Origin of the sequence: Labrenzia sp. THAF82 (genome assembly GCF_009363435.1) — a bacterium.
In the GTDB taxonomy this organism is placed as follows: domain Bacteria; phylum Pseudomonadota; class Alphaproteobacteria; order Rhizobiales; family Stappiaceae; genus Roseibium; species Roseibium porphyridii.
In genome coordinates this window covers 2,125,312-2,151,017 of record NZ_CP045354.1, presented here as the reverse complement: position 1 = coordinate 2,151,017, position 25,706 = coordinate 2,125,312, and the positions used below count along the sequence as shown (strand labels likewise).

At 56.1% G+C, this 25,706-nt stretch carries 23 protein-coding genes; 8 read left to right on the top strand and 15 right to left on the bottom strand.

Annotated elements, in window-relative coordinates:
- Nucleotides 1-15 precede the first annotated feature (15 nt).
- A complete protein-coding gene (locus FIV00_RS10045; RefSeq protein ID WP_247649371.1) occupies nt 16-2,502 on the top strand; it encodes a glycoside hydrolase family 2 protein in 2,487 nt (828 codons plus the stop codon).
- Here FIV00_RS10045 and FIV00_RS10040 read toward each other — a convergent pair.
- From FIV00_RS10040 to FIV00_RS10020, 5 genes are all read right to left on the bottom strand, one after another.
- Nucleotides 2,499-3,509 (bottom strand): LacI family DNA-binding transcriptional regulator, encoded by a 1,011-nt coding sequence (locus FIV00_RS10040; RefSeq protein ID WP_152500618.1) that lies wholly within the window; start codon nt 3,507-3,509, stop codon nt 2,499-2,501. The two genes, FIV00_RS10045 and FIV00_RS10040, sit on opposite strands and share 4 nt — an antisense overlap.
- Nucleotides 3,510-3,624: 115 nt before the next feature.
- The gene (locus tag FIV00_RS10035) at nt 3,625-4,125 is read right to left on the bottom strand and encodes a hypothetical protein (protein ID WP_152500617.1); all 501 of its coding nucleotides are present in this window, start codon (nt 4,123-4,125) and stop codon (nt 3,625-3,627) included.
- Between the two features lie 30 nt (nt 4,126-4,155).
- Nucleotides 4,156-4,830: a L,D-transpeptidase gene (locus FIV00_RS10030; protein ID WP_152500616.1), complete on the bottom strand. Its 675-nt coding sequence runs from the start codon at nt 4,828-4,830 to the stop codon at nt 4,156-4,158.
- A 21-nt stretch (nt 4,831-4,851) separates the two neighbouring features.
- Nucleotides 4,852-5,430, bottom strand: coding sequence for a L,D-transpeptidase (locus FIV00_RS10025; protein WP_152500615.1), 579 nt, complete (start codon nt 5,428-5,430; stop codon nt 4,852-4,854).
- Between the two features lie 65 nt (nt 5,431-5,495).
- Nucleotides 5,496-5,822, bottom strand: coding sequence for a hypothetical protein (locus tag FIV00_RS10020; RefSeq protein WP_152500614.1), 327 nt, complete (start codon nt 5,820-5,822; stop codon nt 5,496-5,498).
- A 476-nt stretch (nt 5,823-6,298) separates the two neighbouring features.
- Between FIV00_RS10020 and FIV00_RS10015 the strand changes: the two genes are divergently transcribed.
- Together FIV00_RS10015 and FIV00_RS10010 are read left to right on the top strand one after the other, a co-directional pair.
- The gene (locus FIV00_RS10015) at nt 6,299-6,772 is read left to right on the top strand and encodes a DUF3775 domain-containing protein (protein ID WP_173005935.1); all 474 of its coding nucleotides are present in this window, start codon (nt 6,299-6,301) and stop codon (nt 6,770-6,772) included.
- 390 nt (nt 6,773-7,162) lie between these two features.
- Nucleotides 7,163-8,122: a DUF1624 domain-containing protein gene (locus FIV00_RS10010; protein ID WP_152500613.1), complete on the top strand. Its 960-nt coding sequence runs from the start codon at nt 7,163-7,165 to the stop codon at nt 8,120-8,122.
- Here FIV00_RS10010 and FIV00_RS10005 read toward each other — a convergent pair.
- Together FIV00_RS10005 and FIV00_RS10000 are read right to left on the bottom strand one after the other, a co-directional pair.
- On the bottom strand, nt 8,110-9,507 hold the full coding sequence (locus FIV00_RS10005; RefSeq protein ID WP_152500612.1) for an FAD-dependent oxidoreductase: 1,398 nt from the start codon (nt 9,505-9,507) through the stop codon (nt 8,110-8,112). The two genes, FIV00_RS10010 and FIV00_RS10005, sit on opposite strands and share 13 nt — an antisense overlap.
- 92 nt (nt 9,508-9,599) lie before the next feature.
- The gene (locus FIV00_RS10000) at nt 9,600-10,487 is read right to left on the bottom strand and encodes a choline/ethanolamine kinase family protein (RefSeq protein WP_173005934.1); all 888 of its coding nucleotides are present in this window, start codon (nt 10,485-10,487) and stop codon (nt 9,600-9,602) included.
- A gap of 40 nt (nt 10,488-10,527) precedes the next feature.
- Here FIV00_RS10000 and FIV00_RS09995 point away from each other — a divergent pair, with 40 nt between their 5' ends.
- Nucleotides 10,528-10,818, top strand: a complete 291-nt coding sequence (locus tag FIV00_RS09995; protein WP_152500610.1) for a SelT/SelW/SelH family protein — start codon at nt 10,528-10,530, stop codon at nt 10,816-10,818.
- Between the two features lie 88 nt (nt 10,819-10,906).
- On the opposite strand, the gene FIV00_RS09990 is transcribed toward FIV00_RS09995, so the two are convergent.
- Nucleotides 10,907-12,142: an alpha/beta hydrolase gene (locus FIV00_RS09990; protein ID WP_152500609.1), complete on the bottom strand. Its 1,236-nt coding sequence runs from the start codon at nt 12,140-12,142 to the stop codon at nt 10,907-10,909.
- 66 nt (nt 12,143-12,208) lie between these two features.
- Here FIV00_RS09990 and FIV00_RS09985 point away from each other — a divergent pair, with 66 nt between their 5' ends.
- Nucleotides 12,209-12,679, top strand: a complete 471-nt coding sequence (locus FIV00_RS09985; protein ID WP_152500608.1) for a MarR family winged helix-turn-helix transcriptional regulator — start codon at nt 12,209-12,211, stop codon at nt 12,677-12,679.
- Between the two features lie 128 nt (nt 12,680-12,807).
- On the opposite strand, the gene FIV00_RS09980 is transcribed toward FIV00_RS09985, so the two are convergent.
- From FIV00_RS09980 to FIV00_RS09970, 3 genes are all read right to left on the bottom strand, one after another.
- On the bottom strand, nt 12,808-13,839 hold the full coding sequence (locus tag FIV00_RS09980) for a fatty acid desaturase (RefSeq protein WP_152500607.1): 1,032 nt from the start codon (nt 13,837-13,839) through the stop codon (nt 12,808-12,810).
- Between the two features lie 298 nt (nt 13,840-14,137).
- Nucleotides 14,138-14,533, bottom strand: a complete 396-nt coding sequence (locus FIV00_RS09975) for a carboxymuconolactone decarboxylase family protein (protein WP_152500606.1) — start codon at nt 14,531-14,533, stop codon at nt 14,138-14,140.
- Nucleotides 14,481-14,963 (bottom strand): MerR family transcriptional regulator, encoded by a 483-nt coding sequence (locus FIV00_RS09970; RefSeq protein WP_152500605.1) that lies wholly within the window; start codon nt 14,961-14,963, stop codon nt 14,481-14,483. The genes FIV00_RS09975 and FIV00_RS09970 overlap by 53 nt, the downstream gene beginning before the upstream one ends.
- A 212-nt stretch (nt 14,964-15,175) precedes the next feature.
- Here FIV00_RS09970 and betC point away from each other — a divergent pair, with 212 nt between their 5' ends.
- On the top strand, nt 15,176-16,690 hold the full coding sequence (gene betC / locus FIV00_RS09965; RefSeq protein ID WP_152500604.1) for a choline-sulfatase: 1,515 nt from the start codon (nt 15,176-15,178) through the stop codon (nt 16,688-16,690).
- Between the two features lie 29 nt (nt 16,691-16,719).
- On the opposite strand, the gene FIV00_RS09960 is transcribed toward betC, so the two are convergent.
- From FIV00_RS09960 to FIV00_RS09950, 3 genes are read right to left on the bottom strand one after another with little or no spacing between them, the layout of a single operon-like run.
- The gene (locus FIV00_RS09960; protein WP_152500603.1) at nt 16,720-17,727 is read right to left on the bottom strand and encodes a hypothetical protein; all 1,008 of its coding nucleotides are present in this window, start codon (nt 17,725-17,727) and stop codon (nt 16,720-16,722) included.
- Nucleotides 17,728-17,780: 53 nt separating this feature from the next.
- On the bottom strand, nt 17,781-19,382 hold the full coding sequence (locus tag FIV00_RS09955) for a D-Ala-D-Ala carboxypeptidase family metallohydrolase (protein ID WP_152500602.1): 1,602 nt from the start codon (nt 19,380-19,382) through the stop codon (nt 17,781-17,783).
- Between the two features lie 24 nt (nt 19,383-19,406).
- A complete protein-coding gene (locus FIV00_RS09950) occupies nt 19,407-20,390 on the bottom strand; it encodes a hypothetical protein (protein ID WP_152500601.1) in 984 nt (327 codons plus the stop codon).
- 303 nt (nt 20,391-20,693) lie between these two features.
- On the opposite strand from FIV00_RS09950, the gene uvrB reads away from it, so the two are divergent.
- On the top strand, nt 20,694-23,711 hold the full coding sequence (gene uvrB, locus FIV00_RS09945) for an excinuclease ABC subunit UvrB (protein WP_152500600.1): 3,018 nt from the start codon (nt 20,694-20,696) through the stop codon (nt 23,709-23,711).
- Between the two features lie 133 nt (nt 23,712-23,844).
- Entirely contained in the window at nt 23,845-24,132 is a 288-nt protein-coding gene (locus FIV00_RS09940) for a GIY-YIG nuclease family protein (protein WP_152500599.1), read from the top strand.
- Between the two features lie 352 nt (nt 24,133-24,484).
- Here the strand turns inward: FIV00_RS09940 and FIV00_RS09935 are convergent, their stop codons facing one another.
- Nucleotides 24,485-25,633, bottom strand: a complete 1,149-nt coding sequence (locus FIV00_RS09935) for a caspase family protein (RefSeq protein WP_173005933.1) — start codon at nt 25,631-25,633, stop codon at nt 24,485-24,487.
- Nucleotides 25,634-25,706: the final 73 nt, after the last annotated feature.

Sequence of the window (25,706 nt, the reverse complement as noted above, 5' to 3'; positions counted from 1 at the left end):
CTCGGAGTTTCTATAGTGAACTATCACGCCAACGCCCAATCAGCAGACGGTCTCTCCTCGCAGAAAACCGCAACTCAATCCTTGAACAACGGCTGGACGTTGCGCTGTGCACGAACGGTTGCCGCCGCCCCGATCACGCCGGACATGAGCTGGGAAGCAACCGTTCCGGGCTGCGTGCACACCGACCTCATGGCGGCACGTACCATTCCGGATCCATATCTGGACTGCAACGAATTGGCGGTCCAATGGGTCGGAGATTGCGACTGGACATACGAAACGGAGTTCAATGCTGATCTTGCAGTCGGTCAACGGCACACACTTGTATTCCACGGTCTGGATACGGTTGCGACAGTCTCATTGAACGGCGACATCATCCTTGAAAGTGAAAACATGCATCGGACCTATCGGGTCGATGTTACCGACAAGTTGAAAGCTGAAGGCAATGCACTCAAGGTGGATTTCCTGTCGCCCTATCAGCACGAAAAGAAACTGCGTGAGGAGTTGGAACCGCGCCCCAATTGCTATCCGGGGCCAGGCAATCTGATGCGCAAAATGGCCTGTAATTTCGGCTGGGACTGGGGTCCCACACTCGTCACAGCCGGGATCTGGCGGAATGTGGACCTGGTCAGCTGGTCGACGGCCAAAATCGACAATCTTCGAACGGACGTGTCGATGACCGGTGCCGATGGCCGGGTCTGCATTCATGCCGGGATCGATGGGATGTCCGAGGGCCTTGAACTTGAAGCCCGTATTGGCGATCAGTCCGCTTCGACGTTCCTCTCAGGCAATGTTGGCTTTCTTGAACTCAATTATCCTGCACCGCACCTGTGGTGGCCACATGGAATGGGCGGCCAGCCACTTTACGATCTCGAAGTCTCGTTGAAAAAAGACGGCGAACTGCTGGAGCGGCAAACAAGACGCATTGGGTTCAGAACAATCGAACTGGATCTGTCCGGTGACGACGACCAATCGGCCTTTACATTCATCGTCAATGGCAAGCCTGTCTTCGTCTTTGGTGCAAACTGGATCCCCGATGATTGCTTTCCCGCGCGCATCACGCGTGACCGGCTGGCCGAACGCATCACCCAGGCAAAAGATGCCAACATGAATATGTTGCGCATCTGGGGCGGCGGCATTTACGAGAGTGACGACTTTTACGACCTGTGTGACGAAGCCGGCATCATGGTCTGGCAGGACTTTCTCTTTGCCTGTGCCGCATATCCGGAAGAAGGCACGCTTCCGGCAGAAATCGAAGCTGAGGCCAAAGACAATATTTCGCGTCTGATGTCGCATGCATCACTGGCGATCTGGAACGGCAACAACGAAAACATTTGGGGCTTTCAGGCCTGGGGTTGGCAAAAACCGTTGGCCGGCAAAACCTGGGGTGAAGGCTACTATCTGGATTTGCTTCCGCGCCTTATCGATGAGCTGCATCCAAGCGGCACATACTATCCGGGCAGCCCCTATTCCGGTTCAATGGAACGCTTCGCAAACGCGGACGAACATGGTTGCCGCCATATCTGGGATGTCTGGAACGAGGTCGGCTATGAAGTTTACGCCAATTACGCACCGCGTTTCGTTTCCGAGTTCGGGTGGCAGGCCCCTCCGACCATGGCAACGCTCACGCAATCGATCTCAGATAATCCGCTGACACCGACCTCGCCCGGCGTCATGCATCACCAGAAGGCAAGTGAGGGAAACGAAAAGCTTCTGCGTGGCCTGAAAGGTCATCTGCCGGAGCCGGACAGTTTTGAGGACTGGCACTTCACGACACAGCTCAATCAGGCGCGGGCCATACATTTTGGTATCTCCCATTTCCGTGCGCTCCAGCCACACTGCATGGGGTCAATCGTCTGGCAGTTGAACGACTGCTGGCCCGTCACCTCCTGGGCTGCGATTGATGGCTATGGCCGGAAGAAGCCGCTTTGGTACGCGCTCAAAAAAGCCTATGAACCGCATTTTCTCACAGTCCAGCCATCCGATAGCGGTCTTACACTCCACATCGTCAATGACGCCAACCTGGAATGGCGAACGCCGGTGTCAATCAAGCGCGTCAGCTTAGACGGAAAAGAGCTTGCCGAGCACACCATCTGGCGCGTTTGCGTGGAGCGGAACAAACCAATCAGTGTGCAGTTGCCAGAAAGCATCACGACACCAAACGACAAATCAAACGAGTTGATTGTCGTCACTGCTGACGGTTGCAAAACGTACTATTATTTCCAGGAGGACATCGGTCTCAAACTGCCGGAACCGCGCCTCAGCTTCGCCATCGAGGTCACCGCATCCATCACCAGGATCGTCGTCACAGCAGAAACCTTTGTGAAGGATCTCTGCCTCTTTGCCGATCGCATTGGTCCGGACGTTACTGTTGATCGGATGCTGGATACGCTTTTGCCGGGTGATACGCTGACCCTTGAATTGGAAAACGCGCAAGATCTCTCGCTTGAGGACCTTAGTCATCCAGGCGTTATCCGAACCGCGAACACATTGCTGGCGTCCTAGAGCAGCTCTGTTTTCACGATTTGCTGCAAGGAAGCCGGAGCCTCACCCTCAATCTGGCGGATCAACATGTCCGCCAGGTTCCAGCCTGCATCCAGCCTTGAAAAATAGGAGGTGATCGGCCGCTTGGCGAGATAATCGCCGAGATTGGTGCCGCTGCGTACGGAAAAGTTGAACTCTTCAATTCGATTTGCCGCCGCGTCGCGAACGCCTCTGCGTGCGCCCATCAGCACGATATCGTTGACACAGACGAAACTGTCCGTATCGGTTGTCCTGACGAGTTCAGCAGCTGCTTCCCGGGCAACATTGGCCTGCGGGTCGAGATTGCGCACAAGCGTCTCCCGATATGACAGTCCTTCTTCGGCAAGAGCTCTCTTGTAGCCCGCCATACGTTGCAAGACGTAGGTGAATTCGGCCGGGCCATCGAGCAGGGCAATGTTCTTGTGACCGAGCCGGATCAATTCCTTCGTTCCCTGCCAGGCCGCAAATTCATTATCGACATCGAAATAGGCATGCTGCGAAAAGAGTTCGGTTCGCCCGAAGGTGACGAAGGGCAGCTCCATTTCCAGAAGATACTTGGCGCGCGTATCCTGTGGTGTCGTATGGTCCATGATGACCCCGTCGGTGGCACGTCCCCTGACGAGTTTTTCCAGCTCTCGGATGTCTTCGCCACCATCTGGCGCGATGATGGTCTGGATGGAGTAGTCCGAGTTTGCACATCGCTGGTGGATGCCCTGCAATATGCCAAGGAGTGTCGGATCGCCTATTTCCGTGTCGGTTGGAAAATTGAGCAACGCGGTCAGCACGAAGGTCCTGCCGGTGCGAAGCTTCACGCCTTCCATATTGCGGACATATCCGAGTTCTTCCGCAACGCGGTTGACCTTCTCGGTCATTTCAACGCTGGTCTTCGGCGACCCGTTCACGGCGCGCGCAACCGTCGTCACCGACACACCCAGCCGTTCGGCAATCATCTTTAATGTGACATTCTTGCTGGAAGACGGGCCGGGCATGGACTGGAAGAAACCGATTCAGATGAAACAAATTTGAACGACCAGAATAGCCCGGCAAATCCCCCGACTGCAAAGCAAACGTTGAACAGAATGAATTGCGGCTGCTAAGCCCTGCCTAACCCGCCAGAAGCCTCTCAAAGGCGACTTTCAGTTGATAGGAACCCTGCTGACCCTGAACGATGTCCTGCAGGTCACCTGCCTCGTCAAAGAGCAGAAGCGTGACATGCTGTGCACCATACCGGTTGGCAAATTCCCGGCCCTTCTGTGTCCTGATATTGGCAACCACATAGTCGATCTCCTGGCCCTCAAGCATGTCGAGCGCCTTGCGTGTCTCGCGCTGAAGGGCAAGGCACATGGAACACTGCGGATCATGTATCTGCACAATGGTCGAGACCCCGTTCCCAACACGCTCGAGATCATGCTCATGCATGGTTGTCATGACGTTGTCGGCGAAAACGTAACCCGTTCCCCCCAGGACTGCCGCGCCTATGGCAACGTTGCGAATAAGCCGGAACATGCCGCGTCTGTCCATGTCGGCGCCTGAAGCAGATTGAGTGGAGGCCACAGCTGACGCGCGCTTGGCCTTGCGATTGGTGCTTTTCCGTTGTTTCTTCATCGGTCACCTGTCTGAAAAATGTCTTTGGTGTCAGATCACGAGGATGCCCGCGCCCGAGCGCACGCGGTCGTAGAGATCGATCACATCCTGATTGACCAGCCGCACGCAGCCCGATGACACGGCTCGGCCGATCGAGGCCGTTTCATTCGTGCCATGCAGCCGATAAAGCGTGTCGACACTGCCCTGAAAAATGTAGAGCGCTCTCGCTCCCAGCGGATTTTCAAGACTTGGCGCCATGCCGCCGTTTCTGGCACTGTATTTTTCAAGTTCCGGCTGGCGCGCGATCATCTCATCCGGTGGAGTCCAGGTCGGCCATGGGCGCTTCCATGCGATCCTTGCCCGGCCCGACCATTCAAACCCCTGCCGGCCAAGCCCGACACCATACCGCATGGCCGTCCCATCCGGCTCAACAAGGTAAAGGTAGAAACGGCTGGTATCGACCACCACGGTGCCGGGCTTCTCCTGAGTTTGATAAGGCACCCTTTGTCGCCTGTACTGGGGCTTCAAGACCTTCGGGTCGACCGCAGGAAGCGGGAACTCCTCGTTGGGGCGCGATCCGTAATTCAAGACGAATTCAGGATCGACGCGCGGTTGAACGGAGGTTGGTATGGGAGCCTTGGCCGTGGGTGCGCAAGCTGCCAGCGACAGTCCGGCAAGACCCAGCCCGCCCGACAACACCTGACGCCGTGTCAAAAATCTATTCATGTATTTTCGTCCGAACGCCTCTTAGAGAACCACAACACGAGTTCCCACAGGGACACGGTTGTAGAGGTCAACCACATGATCATTGATCATGCGAATACATCCGTTCGAGACGGACCTGCCTATTGAGGATGGCTGGGTAGTTCCATGGATCCGGTAGTAGGTATCCCGGCCGTTCTTGTAGAGATACAGTGCCCGGGCGCCGAGAGGATTGTTGACACCGCCGGGTACACCATTGGCGTAACGCGCATATTTTTGCGGCTCACGACGGATCATGTTCCGGGTGGGCGTCCAGCTCGGCCATTCAGCTTTGCGCTGGATGATTGCCGATCCCTGGAAGGCAAGGCCTGCCTTGCCGACGCCGACGCCATAGCGCCGCGCGCGACCCCACCGTTCCATCAGGTACAAAAAGTGGTTTCGCGGATCCACGACAATGGTGCCGGGTGTGTAGTTCAGGGAATAAAATACCCTTTGGGGTGCGTATTCCGGATTGAGTTTAAAAGTCTTTTTGAATTTGGCCGTGTGATGGGCACTGGCCACATCTGCATTTGCAACGACCAGTGCAGCCGCACCGCCGAGCAGCAGCTCTCTTCGATTGAACATCTGAAGTCTCCTGAAAAATCTGAATGTGCCGACCGGAAAACCGGTCAGGTGATCAAGACAGACTTTCAGGTATTTGGCGGACGGGGCTCGAGACGTCCCGAAACGGAACTCCGCCTGAGCGGCCGCGTCGTATCGAGACGCTCACGCGTCTCAAATGTTTCCAGCAAACCGGAGCCAATAACCGCCTTGCAGTCCGAAGACTTGCAATAGGTTGGTTTGGTGTCCGTTACAGCCTTGTCCTCGCAGCATTCGTCATCAAGCAGAACAGCTTCATCAACGACGTAAACCGCGATTGCTTCGGGCGCCGTCTGATAAAGATCAACATTGCCGCGCGCAAGGCTTTGTTGCGCGCCAGCCAAGAGAAGGCCGACAATGAGCAGAATCCGAAACATGACAGGAAGTTACCGGCGATTCCTGACAAAACCTATACAACCCACTTCACACTCCCGTGAGCAGGCACGCGTCTGGCGTGACGGTGCTCGACGAGGTCACGCTAAACTTGGCCGACAAGTCTCTGGCTTTGGAGAAGCTGGGGTCCGACACGCATGCACCCCTCTGCATGAATGCCGGACCCCGAGCGCCCGGTCCGCCTCCGGAAAAAGGTTCTCGCCCAGCTTAACAAGCTTGACGTCAAATCCAAGCAGGAAACGCACCTCGCCGCATTGGCGTTGATCCCGGTCAAGGACAGAATTTTGCTCGTCGTGCAAATTAACCAATAGGCCGAAGTGTCTGCAAGACGGATTGGGTTTGCTGGCGCGGAGGAGACCAAAAATAATTCAAATCCCAATCAAGAGGATTTGGTTGCCGGGGATAACCTCGGGCAGAGACCATCTCAGACCGGGTGACGGCAAATACAGGAATTCGGAACATGACCATTGCCAACGATGAAAAGTGGATCGATAAAGAAACATCGGGTTTGTCGGAGGCAGCCATGGATATCGACCTCACAATTTCCGCGGATACGGTCCGCCTGTTCGCCCAGAAAGCGCGCGCGGTCGCGTCCTCGATTCAGGACACGTTTGAGGACGGGCATGAAGGCGACGTGGAATTCGACGCTGACACCCTTGAAGAAAGCCACAGCCATGATGGTTTGGCCGAAGAAGAAAGCGACGACCTTTCAGACGAGGAACTTCGTGAACTGATAGAGGACCTCAACGTCGACGAGGCAGCGAACCTTGTGGCCATCACCTGGATTGGTCGCGGTGACTTTGAAGCTGAGGATTTCGATCAGGCCGTTGCGGAAGCCAAAGACCGGGCAGTCGGATCCACTGCCAAGTATCTCCTTGGCATGCCGCTTCTTGCCGACTACATGGAAGCAGGCCTGGACGCACTTGATCTTTGAGCCTGCCAGCGGCCTTCAAAAACTTCCCTAGGGTCAATAGCCGAGCTGTGATTTTAGCGCCTACTCCACAATTAAACGGTTTCCTTGGGAAAACCGGTTGAAGAAGCATTTCTTGTCTTTCCCCAGGCGCTCGATTGTCGCAGTGTCGTCAGTGGTGATGGGAGCAGGGAGCTGAGTGCAATGCTACAAGACCCGACGAACCGTGATGCATTTACAGTTCATCGACCGTCTCCGTGGCCATATGTCGGAGGCATGATGGCAGCAACTGCTTTGATCACGACATTGGTCATCGCATTCAGCAGCTAGAAAACCCAACAAAATCCGAACTTTGTTGTCAGGCGGCCCCGGTTTCTAGAACCGGATGACCAGGTTTCTGTCCGGAAAGTACTTATGACCACGAAGCGATTGGCCGTGCTTGATCTCGCCCGTGGCCTCGCTGTGGTCGCCATGGCGATTTATCACTTTTCCTGGGATCTTTCCTGGTTCGCGTTCGTCGACTGGCCTGTGTCTCAGGGAACAGGCTGGCGAATATTCGCAGCTTCCATTGCCGGCAGCTTTCTCTTTCTTGCTGGGGTCAGCCTCGATCTGGCGCACAATGACCGCATTCGCTGGCAGGCATTCGGGCGACGGCTTGCGATGATTGTGGTAGCTGCTGCGGCTGTTTCACTTGTGACCTATTTCACCTTTGGCGATAGTTTTGTGCGTTTCGGGATCCTGCACTCGATCGCATTGGCCAGTCTCATCGCCCTGCCCTTTACCAGGGCTCCACTTATACTTGGTGCCGGCGCGTCCATCGTGTTTCTGACGCTGCCTTTGTGGGCAAAATCTCCGGCCTTCGATGGCTCGCTCTGGCTATGGACCGGGCTCGGCACGACTGGCTACCCAAGCGTTGACTACGTCCCCATGGCGCCCTGGACAGGGATCACGCTCGCCGGCCTTGCCGTTTCAAGAACTTTTCGTGCACTCAAACTCTGGACCAGATTGTCTGAGTTTCGCCTGAACAGCTCCTCGGCAGGTATCATTCGTTTAATGGGACGCCATTCATTGGCAATTTACCTGCTGCATCAACCGGTGCTTTACGGGCTTGTGTGGTCAGCGGCTGCAATCGGACCCGATATGGATCGGTCAGGTAAAGCATTCGTCCGTAATTGCTCACTGGCATGCGAAGACAGTCTTGGAACACCTGGCATCTGCCGGTCCGCATGCAGCTGTACGCTTGAGCAAATGAAATCGGACAACATATGGGACGCCCTCCAGGAGGATCCGCAGAACCAGTCTTTGCGCAGCCGAATGAACACAAGCTACGCCCAATGCCTTGCCGATGCCGAGCTTGCTCCTCAGGACGACTGAAGCGCGTGATCGCACGCCCTGAAGGCAAGCGCGAGGGCAGTCAATGTGGGGTTCACGGCGACAGGTGCCGGAATGAGGCCTGCACCAGCCAGATAGAGATTGTCGAAACCGTGAACCTTCGCGTTGCGGTCGGTGACACCTGACGCGCCTTCACAGTCCATCCGACACGTCCCGACAAGATGCGATGTGCCCGCCGGCACCCAGACGGGTTCTCCCCCCTTCCGCCACGGGCCAAGCTTTTCACCAAGGTGACGAATATCTTCTTCCAACCGCTGCATCTGTTTGCGGTCGTCTTTCGAATACGAATACGTCACCGAGACGTTGCCGTCATCATGGAAGGAAAGGGAATTCCCTTCATTGAACTCGACAGGCAAAAAAGCTTGGAATTCCAGCAATCGGTTCGGATTGTCGACCTCTTCCACAACGGGCAGCGGACACGTATCCCGTAACACCTGAATATGCCAGGGCGCGTTCTCGGTCGGGGCAACCCAATATCTGGGTGGAACATCATCGCGAGCAGGCGTGGATGCCAATTCGGGAGACAACACAAGTTGCGCGAAATGGAGCGCATGGAAGGAAAAACCACGTCCAAGGGCATCGGGTCTGATGCCAGACTTGTGGAGCAATCGCGGAGTTCCGAGTGCACCGCCTGCAATCAGGATAATACCTGCGCTCAAGACCCGGTCACTGGCATCGCCCGTCCGGACTGCCACACCGGTCACCTTGCCGTTTTTGGTCAGTAACTTTTGCGCAAGCGCTGGCGCATAAATCCTAATCCGTTCAAGAACTTCGCGGTCGACTGCGGTCAACAGATCTGCCGTGCCGGCGAAATGCAGTCCGCCACCTCCTGCGCGGTGGCCCGAGAACGGCAGGCTTTGAAGCGTACGCCCCTCCTCTCGAAGTCCGGGCAACAGGCGCTCCTTGATGTTTGCACCGACCCGAGAGCCAGTAGCGGCATCAATCGTGACCTGAAGAGCCGTTTCCGCTTCACTGTAATAGTCATTCCACTGAGCGTCACTAAGGGCGTCAAAACGTTCAAACACCGAAGCTCGCGGGCAATTGTTGGTCCACAAGACGCCTTGGCCGCCAATCGCGGCTGTGTCGGCAATTCCCGGCAGGACAGCGTCCTGATCCAGCGCCATGATCGGTTGCAAGAAGGGATCTACGGCTCCAAAAAAGGCATCGGGATCCTGTTGGAACTTGGGTTTATTGCGAAGATGAAAACCGGGCGGCTCCGTAACCGCCTCCCCCTGTTCAAGCACAGCGACACTTAGCCCCTTTCTTGCAAAACGGATCGCACAAGAAACGCCGATCGGGCCGGATCCGACAATGACGACGTCAGCCTGCGTATCTGTCGTCTGATTGGGCAGATCTAGAATTCGCATCGACCATTTTCCTCCGGCCCCCGGCAAGTCTGTGGCACTGGAATGGTAGCACTATCTCCACGCTGGGCAATCCAACTGTTTCAAGCAATAGCTCAACTCAGCTGGTCGATGTGCCGCAAGGCACGTGCGCAACGTCGGCTTGCAAAATCGCAAAGGTTACGCGGGTTTTCGAGTGCCCAAAGTGCCGATATGACGTCACAGCGAACTTTCATGAAAAGAAGGTCGCGCTCTGTCCAGGATGCTATCAGTGAAGTGCCGTTCCGATATGCCGTGAGGAAGGCCTGCTCCTGGGGAGGCGTAAAGTTCATTTCCAACGCAGCATAGACGATATCCCAAAGGGGGTGCGCCATCGCGGAAAACTCCCAATCAATGAAAAGGAGGCTCCCGGAGCTGCTTAGACAGTTACCGGGCGAAACATCCCCATGACTGGGTACCAAAATGTCGGTGTTCAACGGGTCGATTGACCTTTGCACAAACCTCAGCACGTTTGAAAGTTCAGGAACCTTCGCCGTGACATCGTCAATGCTTCCTGGGCTCCTGATCTGTGCGGCAAGCACTCTGTCTGGATCCAGAACGCCCTGAAAGGTGAGCTTCGAACCGTGCAGCGCGGCAAGTTTCGTTCCCAGTTCTTCGACAAACGCTGTTGGAGCAAGGTCTTCTTCTTCCTGGGCACGTGTGACAAGCACACCGTTTTCAGGATCACAATAGACGGCGGGCAAGGCGAGACCGATCTTCGCCGCAAGCTCCATATTGTGCGCTTCTGCGATCCGGTCCACGGTTCCGACCACCGACGGACCAGGCACTCTTACGAAAAACCACCCATTTGAAGTTTCTGTCCGAAAGACCCTGTTCGTCAGCCCTGCTGCCGGCATGGATGAGATGATTTCTCCCAGCACCGCTCGCAGGTCAGCATCCCGGGCCGAAAGCAACAGGAGGTCGGGCGCAACGGCATCTGGTGTTCGAGAGGAGGACTGTGGCACAAGCTTGAATAGATCATTCTGAGAGAGGTATCAGGACGCTATGGCCAACGTCCCTTCGCCCCATATCATCATCACCTATTGCCGCCAATGCAATTGGCTGTTGCGCTCAGCCTGGATGGCGCAGGAAATTCTGACAACATTCTCCGAAGAAACGGGCACTGTCTCACTGGTGCCGGACACTGGCGGAACCTTTACGATCACCTGTGAAGGACAAACCATATGGGATCGAACAACTGATGGCGGATTTCCAGAGGCCAAGATCCTGAAACAACGATTGCGGGACCAGCTCTGGCCTGAAAGAGACCTCGGTCATTCCGACAAGCCCAAATGAAACGAATAGTCGCCGGCAAATAGGGTCTCCAAACACGGCAAGCCTGGCACAGGTCTTCTCATGCCAGGCAGCTGATATGAGGACCCGGTCAGCGCAGATTATCCTGGATCCAACTTGCAGCCATTGCTTCTCGGGAGTCACGTTCAGGGCAATGGCCGGGCGTATCGTAGACAACACGTTTGACATGCGTTCCGCGTGACAGAAGCTCATCAACATCTGAGAGCGGTGCGACGGGATCATCATTTGTCAAAATCGCAAAGATTGGCGTCTCCACCTGGGGCACCTCATAGAGACCCTGCTGCTTTAGGGACAGAGTCCTTGCAATTGCGGAAATGTCCTCAAATCCTGCCCCAGGTTCCAGTCCGAAACGGGTACGCACCCCATCCATGGTGTATTTCGGAAAATGCGCATACGCCTGAGGTGGTGCCATGAGAGGGCTGTGTATCGGGCCACACATGTAGATGACACCGGCCAGATTCAGTTCCGGGCGGGCAATCCACGCACGAGCGGCCGGGTGACCACCAAAGGAAGCTCCTTGAACGAAGAGGTTCTGGGCATCAATTTCCGGCAATGTCTTGAGATGCTCGACAGCAGCGACGTGCAGTTTGTCGAGATCGGGACTGAACCGCCATTCCGCAGATTCGCCCATGCCCGGCAAGTCCAGCGACAACATTGCAATTCCACGAATGGAAAGCTGCTTTTCGAAATATGGCAGAAGCTCTTCCTTTGCGACATCCGATCCCATGGAAACCACCACTGCAGGAGCTGGTCCATCGGTGGCCGGTAAATGCAGCCAGGCTTTGAAAGAGCCTTCTTCGTAGGGAACCTCGATTTCCCGAATGAGGAGCTCGTGGTGTTCTGCAAGTGCCCTGTAGCCCACATGCGCAAGATCCAGCGCAGCACGTTGCAGCGGGTCATCGGTGTGAGGTGAAGATGCTCTCAAAAAATAGGTAACAGCTGCTCTGTACCTTGCGACCGCATCGGCTGAGTTGCCGTTTTGCGCAAACGCCTCCCCCTCGCGCATTGCCTGTTCGCCTGCTGCGCGCCACTCGACAATCCAACTTCCTTCCCCCTGATAGGCCGGATCATCGGGAAGGTCTCGGTCAGCACTTGCTGCCGCGATACGGCTCAGCACTGCTTCGATTTCCCCTCTGTCTCCCCCGATGTGCACCCAACTGTCGGGTTCAACCGGATGATACCAGTTGCCTTCTTCGGGCGCTCGAAAGCGTGTGCCGTCAATCTCCTGTGCCCCAGCCTGACCACTGCCCAAAAACACCGCTGCACAAAAGAGCGCACCACAAATCTCATAGCCAAAACGCATCATTGCCTCCTTATTGTCAATCTTAGTTGACAATTGACAATGTGGTGATGGCTGCGGAAGCTGTCAAGCATGAATGACAAAAAGCCGACTCAACCTCCATTTGCCAGCATCCGCGGCTTGGTCTTCGACCTGGCCGAACAGCTGGACAAACGCATGATTGAGTTGCGTCAGGGGACGGGATTGGATGCCGCCCGCCCCGCAGATGCCAATTTATTCATGATGATCTGCCGCAACCCTCGGACAATCTCCGAATTAGCGCGGGATAAAGGCATCAGCCGCCAGGCCGTTCATTCCGCAGTATCCAGACTGGTGGATTTGGGCGCGCTCAGACTGGAGCCTGTCCCGGGCAGCAAACGCGACAAGCTGCCGGTTCCGACGGAACTTGGTCAGGAAGCGCGTGTCAAAGTGGCTGGTTTGTTGAAGCAGATGGAAAGCGAGTTGGAGGAAGCCGTGGGAACGGATGACCTTGAAAGACTGCGCGCACTCTTGATCAAACTGGTCGCCACACAGAAATCAAAAGACGTCCAAGGCAAACGTTGATCAGAAAACGGCCCGCAATCCCTTCCCATGAACGGAGTTGCGAAGACGACCAAAGCCTAAACTGCGAAACCTCGAAGAAGGCGGATCGTGAACTCACCGGACCGGAATTATGTGCCTCTTGGAACCTGTTACGGCAGAGCACGTGCCTGTGAAAATGACAACAAGCGCCTGGAGTCCTCGTCCCAAAGCCGAAGCCGCAAGCTGCTCAGGCTTTGCCGGATCGTCATGCGGTTTCCCTCGGCGAAATAGTCATGATCTCGAAGCACTTCAGGCAACCGGTAAAAGGGAATCCGGCTATTGAGGTGGTGGACATGATGAATGCCGAGATTGGCGACGGCCCATTGCAGAACCGACGGCAACACATAGTAGGAGCTGCCGAATAGCGCAGCCTCGTGCAACTGCCAGTCAGCCTCGGCGTCCCAGTGTGTTGTTTCGAACTGGTGCTGAACATAGAACAGCCAGACACCGACCGTTGCGGCAAGCAAGGTCGTCGGAAGGAAGATCAGCAGGAGCGGTGCCCAACCGCCAATCGCAAAGACAATCGCAAGACCTGCAAAAATAGCGACATTTGTCGCCATGGCGCTGACCCAGAACTTGGTATTCGTCATGAAGCCGAAGGGCAGCCGGTTTTCCAGATAAAACGTGTAGGCAGGCCCGAGCCCGAACAACACCAGCGGTGAGCGATAGATCTTGTATTTCAGCTGATTGCCTGGCGTCATGGCTCTGTATTCAGCCACGGTCAGCGTATGAATGTCGCCCATACCGCGTCGGCCTAGGTTTCCAGACGAACTGTGGTGTATGGCATGTGCCCGCCGCCAGACGTCGTAGGGCGTCAGTGTCAGGACACCAAGGATCCTGCCAAGCCAATCGCTCATGAAACGGCTTTTGAAGAACGATCCGTGGCCACAATCGTGCTGGATCGCGAAAAGGCGCACGAGAAATGCCGAATTCACCAGGGCGATCGCCACAGTGAGCCAGTAACTGACCCCCATGGCCCACCAGGCCAGCGCCCACAGGAGCACAAAAGCACCAAACGTAACGGCAATTTCAAAGGAACTGCGCAAAGTGCTGGGTTCACGGTAAGACGCAAGAATGGTCACCCAATCCTTTGGCGCTCGCATTTCCGGCTCAGCGCCAGCAGCATCGGTTTTTTCGAACATATACCTGCTTCTTATGATTTCCCTTCCTACATAGACAGATACTGGGCTCTTGCAATGCTACAATGTGATATCCGGGACAATTCTTGGGCATTAAGCGATTTAAGCAACCTCACCTTGTCGGAATTATTTGCTCAACTTGATGCTTTCACTTCAATTGCAATCCTCTGAGCTTCCGGCAAACACCATCTGCCTGGCCGATTGGCGACTCCAAATGGAGCCGCCATTGGTCAGAACTCGCCGAAAGCAACGAACCAAAGGGCCAACGGCTTTCAGGTAACGAGTGGTTTTCAGAACGCTGCTACGCCTGGGTTGCGCTGATCCCGTCTTGCGCGTCAAACACCTCACGGGCAGCATTCAGCCCGTTGATTGCAGCCGGCAGACCGCCATAGACAGCCATCTGCCAAATCGCTTCCAGGATTTCACCGCGCTCCGCACCAGTTGCCAAAGTGTGTTCGATATTGACTTTCAACTGTGGTCCAGTCTGCCCGCCGAGCACTGTCAGCGCAGCAATTGTACAAAGCTGGCGGGTTTTCAGATCAAGTCCGGGGCGCGCATAGTGACGCCCATAAGCCCATTCGATCAGACTTTCTGCAAAGTCCGGCAACAGGTCGTCATACCGGTCGCGCAGGACCTCTTCCAGGTCAGGGTTGAGATTTTGCGTCAGCTGACGCCCGCGTTGAAGTGCTGTGGTCACAAGACTGGTCCTTCACTACTGGCTGCGAGCCGTGTTCGGTCCGGGCACAGCTTTCGAAAGCCGGATCGACGGTCTCGCCCGCCTCCATTTTTCGGTAAAGTTCAACTTTATCGTCCAGAACATCCAGCATCTCAGTCAACCTGGCGATATCACGGGCCACCTTGCAGCGATGTGCTTCCAACATTTCACGGCGCTCGGTCAGCGACGCTCCGCCTTGCGTGCGCAACTCCGCATATCGCAATCGGTCCCTGATCCCCATGCCGGTCGCCTTGAGCCGGTCGAGAAAGTCGATCCATCTGAGGATAGCCTCGTCATAAACCCTCCGGCCGCCGGCATCCCTCAGGGCACGCGGCAACAAACCGATCTTTTCGTAATAGCGCAAAGTGTCGGTCGAAAGTCCCGATTTTGCTGCCAAGTCGCCAATCCGCATGTCTGTCTCCGAACGGAACGATTTCCTTCACCTACCGGTTGGAGTGCACTCCAGGTCAAGCAGTTTTTTGAACCATTGCCTTTGCGCCCTTTAGTGCAGTGTCGGCCCCGTTGAGTTTCATGTCGATTTTAATTGATCGACCAATCAAAAAAAGCGCATCATCAATTCGAGCGACACACTCCCGGGCAGCGGCGAATGAAGAGGAAACGGGCATGAGCGGCAAAAACATTCTCATCCTGATGGTTGATCAGCTGAATGGAACGCTGTTCCCCGACGGGCCTGCCGATTTCCTTCATGCTCCAAATCTTAAAAAGCTGGCAGAAAAATCCGTCAGGTTTGAAAACGCCTACACGGCCTCACCACTATGTGCTCCGGGTCGCGCAAGTTTCATGTCCGGTCAGTTGCCGCGCCGAACAAGGGTCTATGACAATGCGGCCGAATTCGCGTCCGACATCCCGACTTACGCCCATCATCTGCGCCGGGCCGGATACACAACCTGTCTATCGGGCAAGATGCACTTCGTCGGACCAGACCAGATGCATGGTTTTGAAGAACGCTTGACCACAGATATTTATCCGGCGGACTTCGGTTGGACACCGGACTACCGCAAGCCTGGAGAACGCATCGACTGGTGGTACCACAATATGGGTTCGGTCACCGGTGCAGGCGTAGCTGAAATCTCGAACCAGATGGAATATGACGATGATGTCGCGTTTCAGGCCGTTCGCAAGATCTACGACTATGGCCGTGGAAAATATGACCGGCCCTTTTGTCTGACGGCGAGCTTCACACACCCGCACGATCCTTATGTCGCCCGCAAGAAATACTGGGATCTCTACGAAGACTGCGAGCATCTTCTGCCCCCGGTTCCGGCGATGGACTACGAGGATCACGACCCGCATTCCAAACGTATCTTCGATGCCAATGACTGGCGCAGTTTCACCATCACCGAGGACAATATCCGCAGATCGCGGCGCGCCTATTTTGCAAATATTTCCTATTTGGACGACAAGATCGGCGAAATCCTGCATGCACTGGAAGCGATGGATCTAACCGAAGACACGACTATTCTCTTCGTGTCCGACCATGGCGACATGCTTGGCGAACGAGGGCTCTGGTTCAAGATGTCCTTCTTTGAGGGGTCTTCACGCGTTCCACTGATGATCGCCGACAAGGACCTGGCCGCTGCACATATCAAAACACCTGTAAGCACGTTGGATGTGCTGCCCACTGTCTGTGACCTCGGCGGCATCGACATGGACGAGATCATGCCGTGGACCGACGGCGAGAGCCTGGTGCCACTGGCAAGTGGCACAGAACGTACGTCACCGGTGTTGATGGAATACGCTGCAGAAGCCTCCTATGCGCCGCTTGTCGGCATTCGTGAAGGCGAGTGGAAATACATCCATTGCGAACTCGATCCGCCGCAGCTTTTCAACCTGTCGAACGATCCGCACGAACTCAACAATCTTGCAGCAGATCCGGACCATGCGGATATCAGTGCCCGTTTCGCTCAATCCATTAGAACGGGCTGGAACATGGCTGCCTTTGATGCGGAGATACGACAATCCCAGGCCAGGCGCTGGATCGTCTATGAAGCTCTGCGGAACGGCGCCTATTTCCCCTGGGACTACCAGCCACTCCAAAAAGCTTCGGAGCGCTACATGCGCAACCATATGGACCTCAACGACGTGGAAGAATCCCAAAGGTATCCGCGCGGAGAGTGATGAATTTTTCAGGTTTCTAACGTTCGGTCCTACTGCTCGGCAAAAATCTCATACCCGGCAGGCAATGGTTTGCCGTCGCGTTCGGCTTCGGCTTTCAGGCGGTCGAGCAGGTCCTGCCGGCTGTCCTCAAAACTGGGCATGACACCGGTTGCAGCAAAAGCCATCCGTTCCAGACCGATGCCGCCAACTTCAGCTGCCGATTTCGACTGCCCGGACGGTGTGATCCCGATTTCCGCAATCTCAAGGTGCCCTACCGGAGGATAGGCAAGTCCATCTTCCATGCCCGCACTCAATGGATAATGGATACTCACCGTCGGGTATCCGGGGCTCGCTGGATGCCCCTTTGGGGCAAAGTAGCCGGACCCGTCACCTTCGGCGCGAGCCTCGTCCGTTGGCCTCAGGAAGGTTCGACCGGCCCGGACCAAGTCGTTTGTTTCCGCGAAGGGAGCAAAAACATCTGTCGAAACAAACACCATCCGGGCAGGATCAAGCTTGGCGTTTTCAACCAGGAAAGACAACAAGGCGGCAAATAGACTGCCTTGCTCTAAAGGGGCCGATTGGCGGATGCCGCAGATTGTAAAAAGGGCAAGAACACCGGTTTCATTGCGACGCGCAATGTCTTCCAATCTCGAGGCTGGCTGGACAAACAGGCTGTTGCCGGAAACAGGAACTTCCAAAGTCTCGTCATATCGCAGACCGCCATTGAAGCTATCGCCTGTCAGCAGCCCGAGTGGCTCCGTCGTTTTGTAGCCCAACTGGCCGAAATGTGACCGAAACTCCGTTTCAAGCGAAACAGCCGCTTCTGTGGCACCGAAGGCAAATCCTGTTCCGGCCGTCAGGCCGGCAGCTCCGGCAAGCGACAGCTCCAGAACGGTTCTACGGGAAATCTGCTTGGTCTCGCTTTTCGTCATCTCGTTCAATCGCTCTCGCCGGGTCTGTCCTGAAACACTCGTTTGACTGCCTGATCCATTTGTTCCAGGCCACACAGAGGTCTTCAGAATACGCACAGAAAGAGCTTTGACCAGATCCAGCTCCATTACAAATTCTCAAGAAAGTTTACGCTCGATGCGACACTCATCGGGAGACTGAATCAGCGTTGGTCCCAATTGGCGCGTGTTCCACGCACATCGATATGCACAAAGCTTCGGTATATTCCGACCCCGCCTTCAAACAGACCACTTGAGCGAAGTGTTTTCATGCGGCTGGCCCAGTCGCCGGTAACACCGGCACCGCCCCCGACAACCTTAAAGTCTGCAGCAGTGAAGGCCATGTGCTGGCTGCGCGTCGCCCCGCCAATGCTGGCATTGTATTTCGGGCTCCGGTAGACGCTGGTCAGAACCACCGGGACACCAACCTGTTCACGAAACTCATCCAGAGCCCTGGCAAGAGGCAGAACATTTTCCCAGAGTTCACGGGGTGGATCGGTGTTGAGGCCGTTGGTGCCGTGGGAGCCGCCCTTGATCAGAAATTCATGCCACTTGAAATGGCGAATATCTGGCAGGCGTTCTTCAAAGAATGCCTGAAAAGCATGCGCTGGGGGCACGACACCATCGATGTTTGGCTTGTTGTCGTCGACGACCGCATCCGCATTTGCATCTGAATCCGGTTGTCCCTGTTCGTTCTCGCTGACTACATCCAGCTTCAGGTCCACATGCCCATGGTCATGAAGAAATTTCAGGAAGGTCGCGCAACCGCATTGTTTGGAAACTGCCGATTTGTTGAAGACGCCGTCTCCGACATATTTTCCCTTCGTGTAGATGGATGAAAAGCTCCAAAGATAAGGCGACGGCAGCCTCTTCTTGCGATAGCCCCAGCCGTTATACCGTTCCCATCGCCAAAGTGCTCTGGGCAAAGACCAGTCGGAGAGACCCGCAAGCTTCTGGTGAGTGAGCGCGTCCCGGGCGCTCTCCTCCCAGGAGTTCGGAGGCAGCCAGGCGGCAGGACGCCCTGACGGCACGCGAAAAGTGCGGTTCGACAGCGGGTCGCCGTTATGAAGATGCGTTGAAAAATTATAGGACGATTCAAGCAGGTGGATCGCTGCGACGAACCACCAGGGGATCCCGAGCGGGGTACCGACAGCTTCATAGCGCGCTTTCTCCGCCACTGCCTTCAGAGCATATTTCTTGACCAGCGCTTCACGGTCATTCTTGAAACCGGAGGATACAAAGAACCGGATGTATTCGTCCGCAATTTCCTCATATTTGCGGCTTGTCGAGGTCTTGGGTCCGGTCAGGATACCGGTATTGACGATATCATCGGGTATCTTCACAGGATCAAGGACTGGCGCGATCATGTCCTCGTCGTTGTTCAGATCCTCCACTTCCTGGTCGGAATTGTGTGTCTTGCGCATACCTTCATCATCATGAAAAAGGCGAAGCGCTTCGCCCAGACGTCCGATAATCGATGACAATGCGGGCGCTTGAATGGGATTGCGAACCGGAGAAATTGCAACAAACGTTCGGTCCAGATCCGCCATGGCCTCCAGCATTTTCTCGGTAACGTTCAAAAAGCGTCGGGTACCGGCACGAAAGCCTTCCACGCTTTCCAAAAGGCGGCGCTCTAGCAGCTCGTTGCCGAAGGTGCGGATCGCGTTCACTTCTTCAATCGTTTGGGCCTTGTCGAGCAGATCGAACAGATTGACCAAAGACAGATCGTCGTTGAGCTGAGCAAGTACTTCTTCAGACGAATCCACAACACCCTCCTTGAGACCAGCGCCCTATTGGCTGCCGGCGGCAGCGAGACGAACTTTTCGGATGGACACCCAGAATGCATTTGACCGTCGCCGGATCTCCTCGGCCTCAACCGCAACCTCGGTGAGGTTGGCGACGGTTACCTGTGGTGTTTCAGCAGCCGCGACCAGGACATCCAGTGCCTCCGAAGTCTGGTCAAGCAGGTTCACGTAAGCTGTCAGGCTTTCGTGAAAGCGTTTTATGCTGAGCGAAATGGCACTGAAGCGCTTGTTGGCTGCAGCGACAGCCTTGGTATCGCCGGACAGTTCCGCGATCCGGCGGTCTGCCCGTATATTGAAGAGATCAATCTCTCGAGCCTTGCGGAATATGTTGTAGATGGGTGTCGTGTCGTCCGCGAGTGCCTGGATCAGCTCCTGAATGTCATCCTTGCTTCTGAGGATAGATTGCCGGACGGTTGCATTCGCGCGTGCCTGTCCAAGCCGGTTGGCAAGATCCTTTGCGTACGCGGCAGAAGGCGGGATCAGCGCCGACATGCCGCCGCTTGGCACCACACCGATCGCCGCAACCGAATTTGCCAGCCGCACAAGCTCGTCGATCCGGTTGCCGAATTCCTCCGAGCGTTTGCCCTCGGCGATATCCACCAGCATGCTGTTATAAAGTGTGATCGCTTCCAGGGCATCACGACGGGCGATGATCGAGGGATCCTCGTTGATACGGGCATTGTCCTGACTGCGGGCCGTGTCCGGATCGAAACACAAGGGATATCCGAGACGGGATGTTCCGCATCGGGCATTGCCTGCCGTTGACGTTTTGGCCGAGACAATAGGCGAAATCTCGTCCAGCAGCAGGTCGCCTGCATCTCTCGCCTGCGCGAAAGCGTCTGCATAAGTTGTCAGAGTCTCGACAGGTATTCCTGCACACCCAGTGAGAAAAAGAAAAAGTGTTGTCCAAAGCCAGTACAAGGACTGCCTTGCCAGAAGCAGTGGTTTCACTTCGCCGGAAATGCTCAATAACTCCCCCAAACCGGATTGCACCTACGGCACTTATCCGCGACGAAAGTAAACTACAGGCAGATACAGTTAGCAACCATAAGAAGCGGCAGATAAATACAACCACCTGTGGTAACAAGGTTGTGGAGCTGAAAATGCTGCCCGAACTTGCACTTGCCTTCAAAATCCTGGGCTGCTTCGGATGGGTCTTAGAAAACCTCCTGACACCGTTCTGTCAGGAGAGTGGCAGGAAGTTTGAATTTGCGGAACAAAACCGCAACGGCCCTCTTCCCTCGCGCGCGCAACCGGACCATATTGGCCGGTATGAGCAAGCGCCCCACGAAATCCGCCCCAGACGAAAAAACAACACCGGAAGGCTTCGGCGAAGCGCCGCAGAAGCCCTTGAGTGGTGCACCGCTCAGTGGGTCAATCGAAAGCTGGGCTGCGGAAATCGCCGAAGAGGCCGAAAAGCCAGCGCCGAGCGCAAAATCGAAGATCAGGAACCCTGCTGACCTCGCGGATCTCGCACCAGGCGCTCCAGGCACCATCAGCCGCACTGCGCGGACCTCTTCGCGCGAGCGGGAACGGGCTGGCGGCGACGGCGCTGTCGCACGCAATGTCGCGGAAGGACGCAAGGCGAAGCTGTCGCCCAAAGGGGCCAAGGCCAAGGGCAAGATCGAAAAACCGACCAAGTCTGCGCGCGGCACGTCCATCGGCAAGGCGGACAGCGTCAGAGAACGTGCGGCCGGTGGCCTGAACCCGGTGGCCGGCCTCGACATGACGCTGGAAGAGGCTGAACAGCTTGAGCAGAAGCTCAAGGAACATCAGAAAGACAACAAGAAGAAAAAGAAAGAAAGCAAGTTCGGAGAACTAACCGGCAACCAGGGTGCCACCGCAACCGTGGAGGCCCTGTCTGCGCTCATCGAGAGCGGCAACCCGCTGCACAAGAATGGTGAGTTATGGGTGCCGCACCGGCCCGACCGACCGGCGAAATCCGAAGGCGGTGTTCCCATTGTCCTGAAATCGGACTATGAGCCCAAAGGCGACCAGCCGACGGCGATTGCCGAATTGGTCGGCGGCATGGACGGTGGCGACCAGACGCAGGTTCTGCTTGGCGTCACAGGCTCGGGCAAAACCTACACGATGGCCCAGGTGATTTCCCGCACCCAGCGTCCCGCCCTGATCCTGGCACCGAACAAGACGCTTGCCGCTCAGCTTTACGGCGAGTTCAAATCTTTCTTTCCCGACAATGCCGTCGAGTATTTCGTTTCCTACTACGATTATTACCAGCCCGAAGCCTATGTACCGCGCACCGATACGTATATCGAGAAGGAAAGCTCAATCAACGAGCAGATCGACCGGATGCGCCACTCTGCAACGCGCGCCCTGCTGGAACGTGACGACGTTATCATCGTCGCCTCGGTCTCCTGCATTTACGGTATCGGTTCGGTAGAAACCTATACGGCCATGACCTTCGCCATCGAGGTCGGCGAACGTCTTGATCAGCGTCAGCTGATCGCCGACCTGGTGGCCCTGCAATACAAGCGCAATGATGCCGCTTTCCAGCGCGGCACCTTCCGTGTGCGCGGCGACACGATCGAGCTGTTCCCGGCCCACTATGAGGATCGGGCCTGGCGGATTTCTCTCTTCGGAGACGAGATTGAATCGATCGTTGAATTCGACCCGCTTACAGGCAAGAAGTCGGGCGAACTGAAAAGCGTCAAGATTTACGCCAATTCGCACTATGTCACGCCCAAGCCAACGCTGAACCAGGCAGTAAAGTCGATCAAGGCGGAACTGAAGCAGCGGCTGGAAGAGCTGAATGCCCATGGCAGGCTTCTGGAAGCGCAGCGTCTGGAACAGCGCACAATGTTCGACCTGGAAATGCTGGAGGCAACCGGCTCGTGCCAGGGCATCGAGAACTATTCGCGCTACCTGACCGGCCGCAAGCCCGGTGAGCCGCCTCCCACCCTGTTCGAATATCTGCCGGACGATGCCATTGTCTTCACCGACGAAAGCCACGTCACCATTCCGCAGATCGGCGCCATGTACCGGGGCGACTTCCGCCGCAAGGCAACCCTTGCAGAATATGGCTTCCGCCTGCCCTCCTGCATGGACAACCGGCCCCTGCGGTTCGAGGAATGGGACGCAATGCGCCCCCAATCCATCGCAGTATCCGCAACGCCCGGGTCCTGGGAGATGGAACAGGCCGGCGGTGTCTTCGCTGAACAGGTGATCCGCCCAACCGGCCTGATCGATCCGCCGGTGGAGATTCGCCCGGCAACCAGCCAGGTCGACGACCTTCTTGGCGAGGTACGCGAGGTCGCTCAGAAGGGTTACCGCACGCTGGTGACGACGCTGACCAAGCGCATGGCAGAGGACCTGACGGAATATCTGCACGAGAACGGTGTACGCGTGCGTTACATGCATTCTGACATCGACACGCTGGAGCGCATTGAGATCCTGCGCGACCTGCGCCTTGGCGCGTTCGATGTTCTGGTGGGCATCAATCTCCTGCGCGAAGGCCTCGACATTCCGGAATGTGCCTTGGTTGCCATTCTCGACGCCGACAAGGAAGGCTTCCTGCGCTCCGAAACCTCTCTGATCCAGACCATTGGCCGCGCGGCCCGAAACGTCGACGGCAAGGTCATTCTTTATGCCGATCACATGACAGGCTCCATGGACAGGGCCATCGCCGAAACCAATCGCCGCCGGGAAAAGCAGCTCGCCTACAACGAAGAGCATGGCATCACGCCTGAGAGCGTCAAACGCAACATCGCAGACATTCTCGACAGCGTTTATGAACAGGACCACGTCACGGTTGACGCCGGCTTCGCCGAAGAAGGCTCCCTCGTCGGCCACAATCTGGCGGCCCATATTGAGGATCTGGAAAAACAGATGCGCGACGCCGCCGCCGATCTCGACTTCGAAACCGCTGCGCGCCTGCGCGACGAGATCAAGCGGCTACAGGAAACCGAGCTGGCCGTCGCCGACGATGCCATGGCCCGTCAATCCGACGTCAACGACAAGACCGGCGGTTACAAGGGTGACAAGAAATTCGGTGCCGGTGGAACCAAGGAAGGTGCCAGCGGCAAGAAAAAGGAAACGGCCCGCGACAAGGCAAGAGCTGCAAAAGCAAAGAACGCTCTGCCCTCCCCGAGCGCCAAAGTCCGCAAAAACACACTCGACGAAATGACGGTTGGCCGCACCGAAGTGCCGCTCGGCTCCGACGACCCGAAACCCGTGGTACGCGGCAAGATCGGTGCCGGGTCTTACGAAGACCCGGTGGAGGAGAAGAAAAGACGCGGGCGACCGAAAAAGAGCGGACGACCAGGGCAGTAGGTCTCGGTCAACGTTTGGGATTTAGTTGGACCATGGATCATGTTCGGGGTGACACTTGGTCCGGCGCAAACCATTGCATACACAGACGTCATCCCCGACTTGATCGAGGATCCAATCCACGTCACATAACGGCATGGCCTTCTTCGTCTATGTTCTGGCAAGCCGACAGCGCGGAACACTTTACACTGGCATCACAAATGACCTTGGGCGACGGATCCATGAGCATCGTCAGAAGATCGGCAGCAAGTTCACTCGACGCTATGGTGTGACAAGGCTGGTCTACTACGAAGTCTTCGATGACCCGAACACGGCCATTACACGAGAAAAACGGCTAAAGCGCTGGCCACGTGAATGGAAAATCCAGGCGATCGAAGAGTTCAATCCGGACTGGCGAGACCTTTATGAGGAGCTAAACCGTTAGGAACCGGTCTGGCTGATAAGGGGATTGGATCCCCGATCAAGTCGGGGATGACTGCTGATGTCTGAGGGGCTACCGAGCTTATAGCTTAGCGGTGTCACGTTGCTGAACCGGTAAACGCTTTAAATCTTGCGAGAACTTGATCCTCAGCTAAACGGTAATAGTTCGGCAAAACGTTGCATCTGCCAAATGTTCTGGAAATGATTGAACCACGGATCGCGACGTAAGCGAGACCCATTGTCTGACGCAAAAATTTGCCCTGCCTTCAGCGTCATCCCCGACTTGACCGGGGATCCAATCAACCTGTCGTTTCCTAAACGTGGTCGGCTAAGGACGCAACGGTTCCACCGACCTCTTACAGTGCCCACCCGGTCGTGATCCACGACCGTTCCTTGCCGTTAACGTAGAGACCGATCTCGACAGTCGCATCGGGGTTTGCCGGGTCGGCGTAGAACCACAAATGCGCGTCGTGACCGCCACCGGTCTTGAAATAGTAACCGGCGCCTCCGTCGTCGGGATTTCGAAGGTCTGCCGGGGAGTAGGTCTGGCCAAAGCCGCCGGACACCAGAAGCGCACCGTTCAGAACACAGACTTCCAGAAACGTGTTGCCGCGGTCAGTCAGCAACAGGGCTTGCAGGTCATGGTCATATTCCAGGTAGCGGTCCGGCGCCTCGAGCGAGAGGATCTCTCCGTCTGCGGGGCAGGACCCCTCGTCCACGGGCATCGCCGTTTGCAGCGGGCGCTCGAGGGTCAACTGCAGATGAACCGACAGCGTGCCTTCGGTATAGGGCAGCTGCTTGTCACCGGTTCGCGTGCGCACAAAATTGGTGATGTCGATCAAGGCTTCGGTCAGCTTTACTTCTTCCTGTGCCGTCAGAACAGAAGAGAAGGCTTCCATGAACGGGCTGTTCTGCCCATCGCCGTCATAGGCCAGATGGTTGGGTTGGGCGGAGTAGATCACCATCAGGTCGGAGAGCTGATGATTGACCCTGGACAGACCGGAAGCGTCCGGATTGAAGAGTTTTTCCAGGGACCGTGTTGCGGCAAAGGGATTGTCCCGACAGGCGTCCACGATCAGCAGTTTGACACCGGACGATGCCCCTAGCGCTTCTAGAAACTCTTCCATCCTGACGGCGGTTTCCTCAAAGACAGCGCGCGTGGCAGCGCCGGTATCAGTCGCGAGCAGATAATTGACGTTGTCTGCCTGAACGCCGTGACCGGCAAAGAAGATGGCCGCTACATCGACATCGACAGCATCCTGCCGGAACGCGGCAAGTGCTGTTCGCATCTCCGAGGCATCGGCATTGAGCACCAGTCGGGTTTCGAACCCGAGCGCGGCAAAGGTTCTGGATGCAAGATCTGCATCACGCGGCGGATTGTCCAGCGGCAAGACATTGTCATAGGCGGCGTTGCCGATGATCAGAGCCAGTTTGCCATCTGCCACAGCCGAAAATGGCAGCAGAAACAGAACAGTTCCGACAAGTGCTGCGGCGGCTTTTCTCATCAATTGCTTCCCCCATCGGTATGGCCGGACCAGCATGTTGCCTACAGGCTCCTCAAATTCCGAACGCACATAC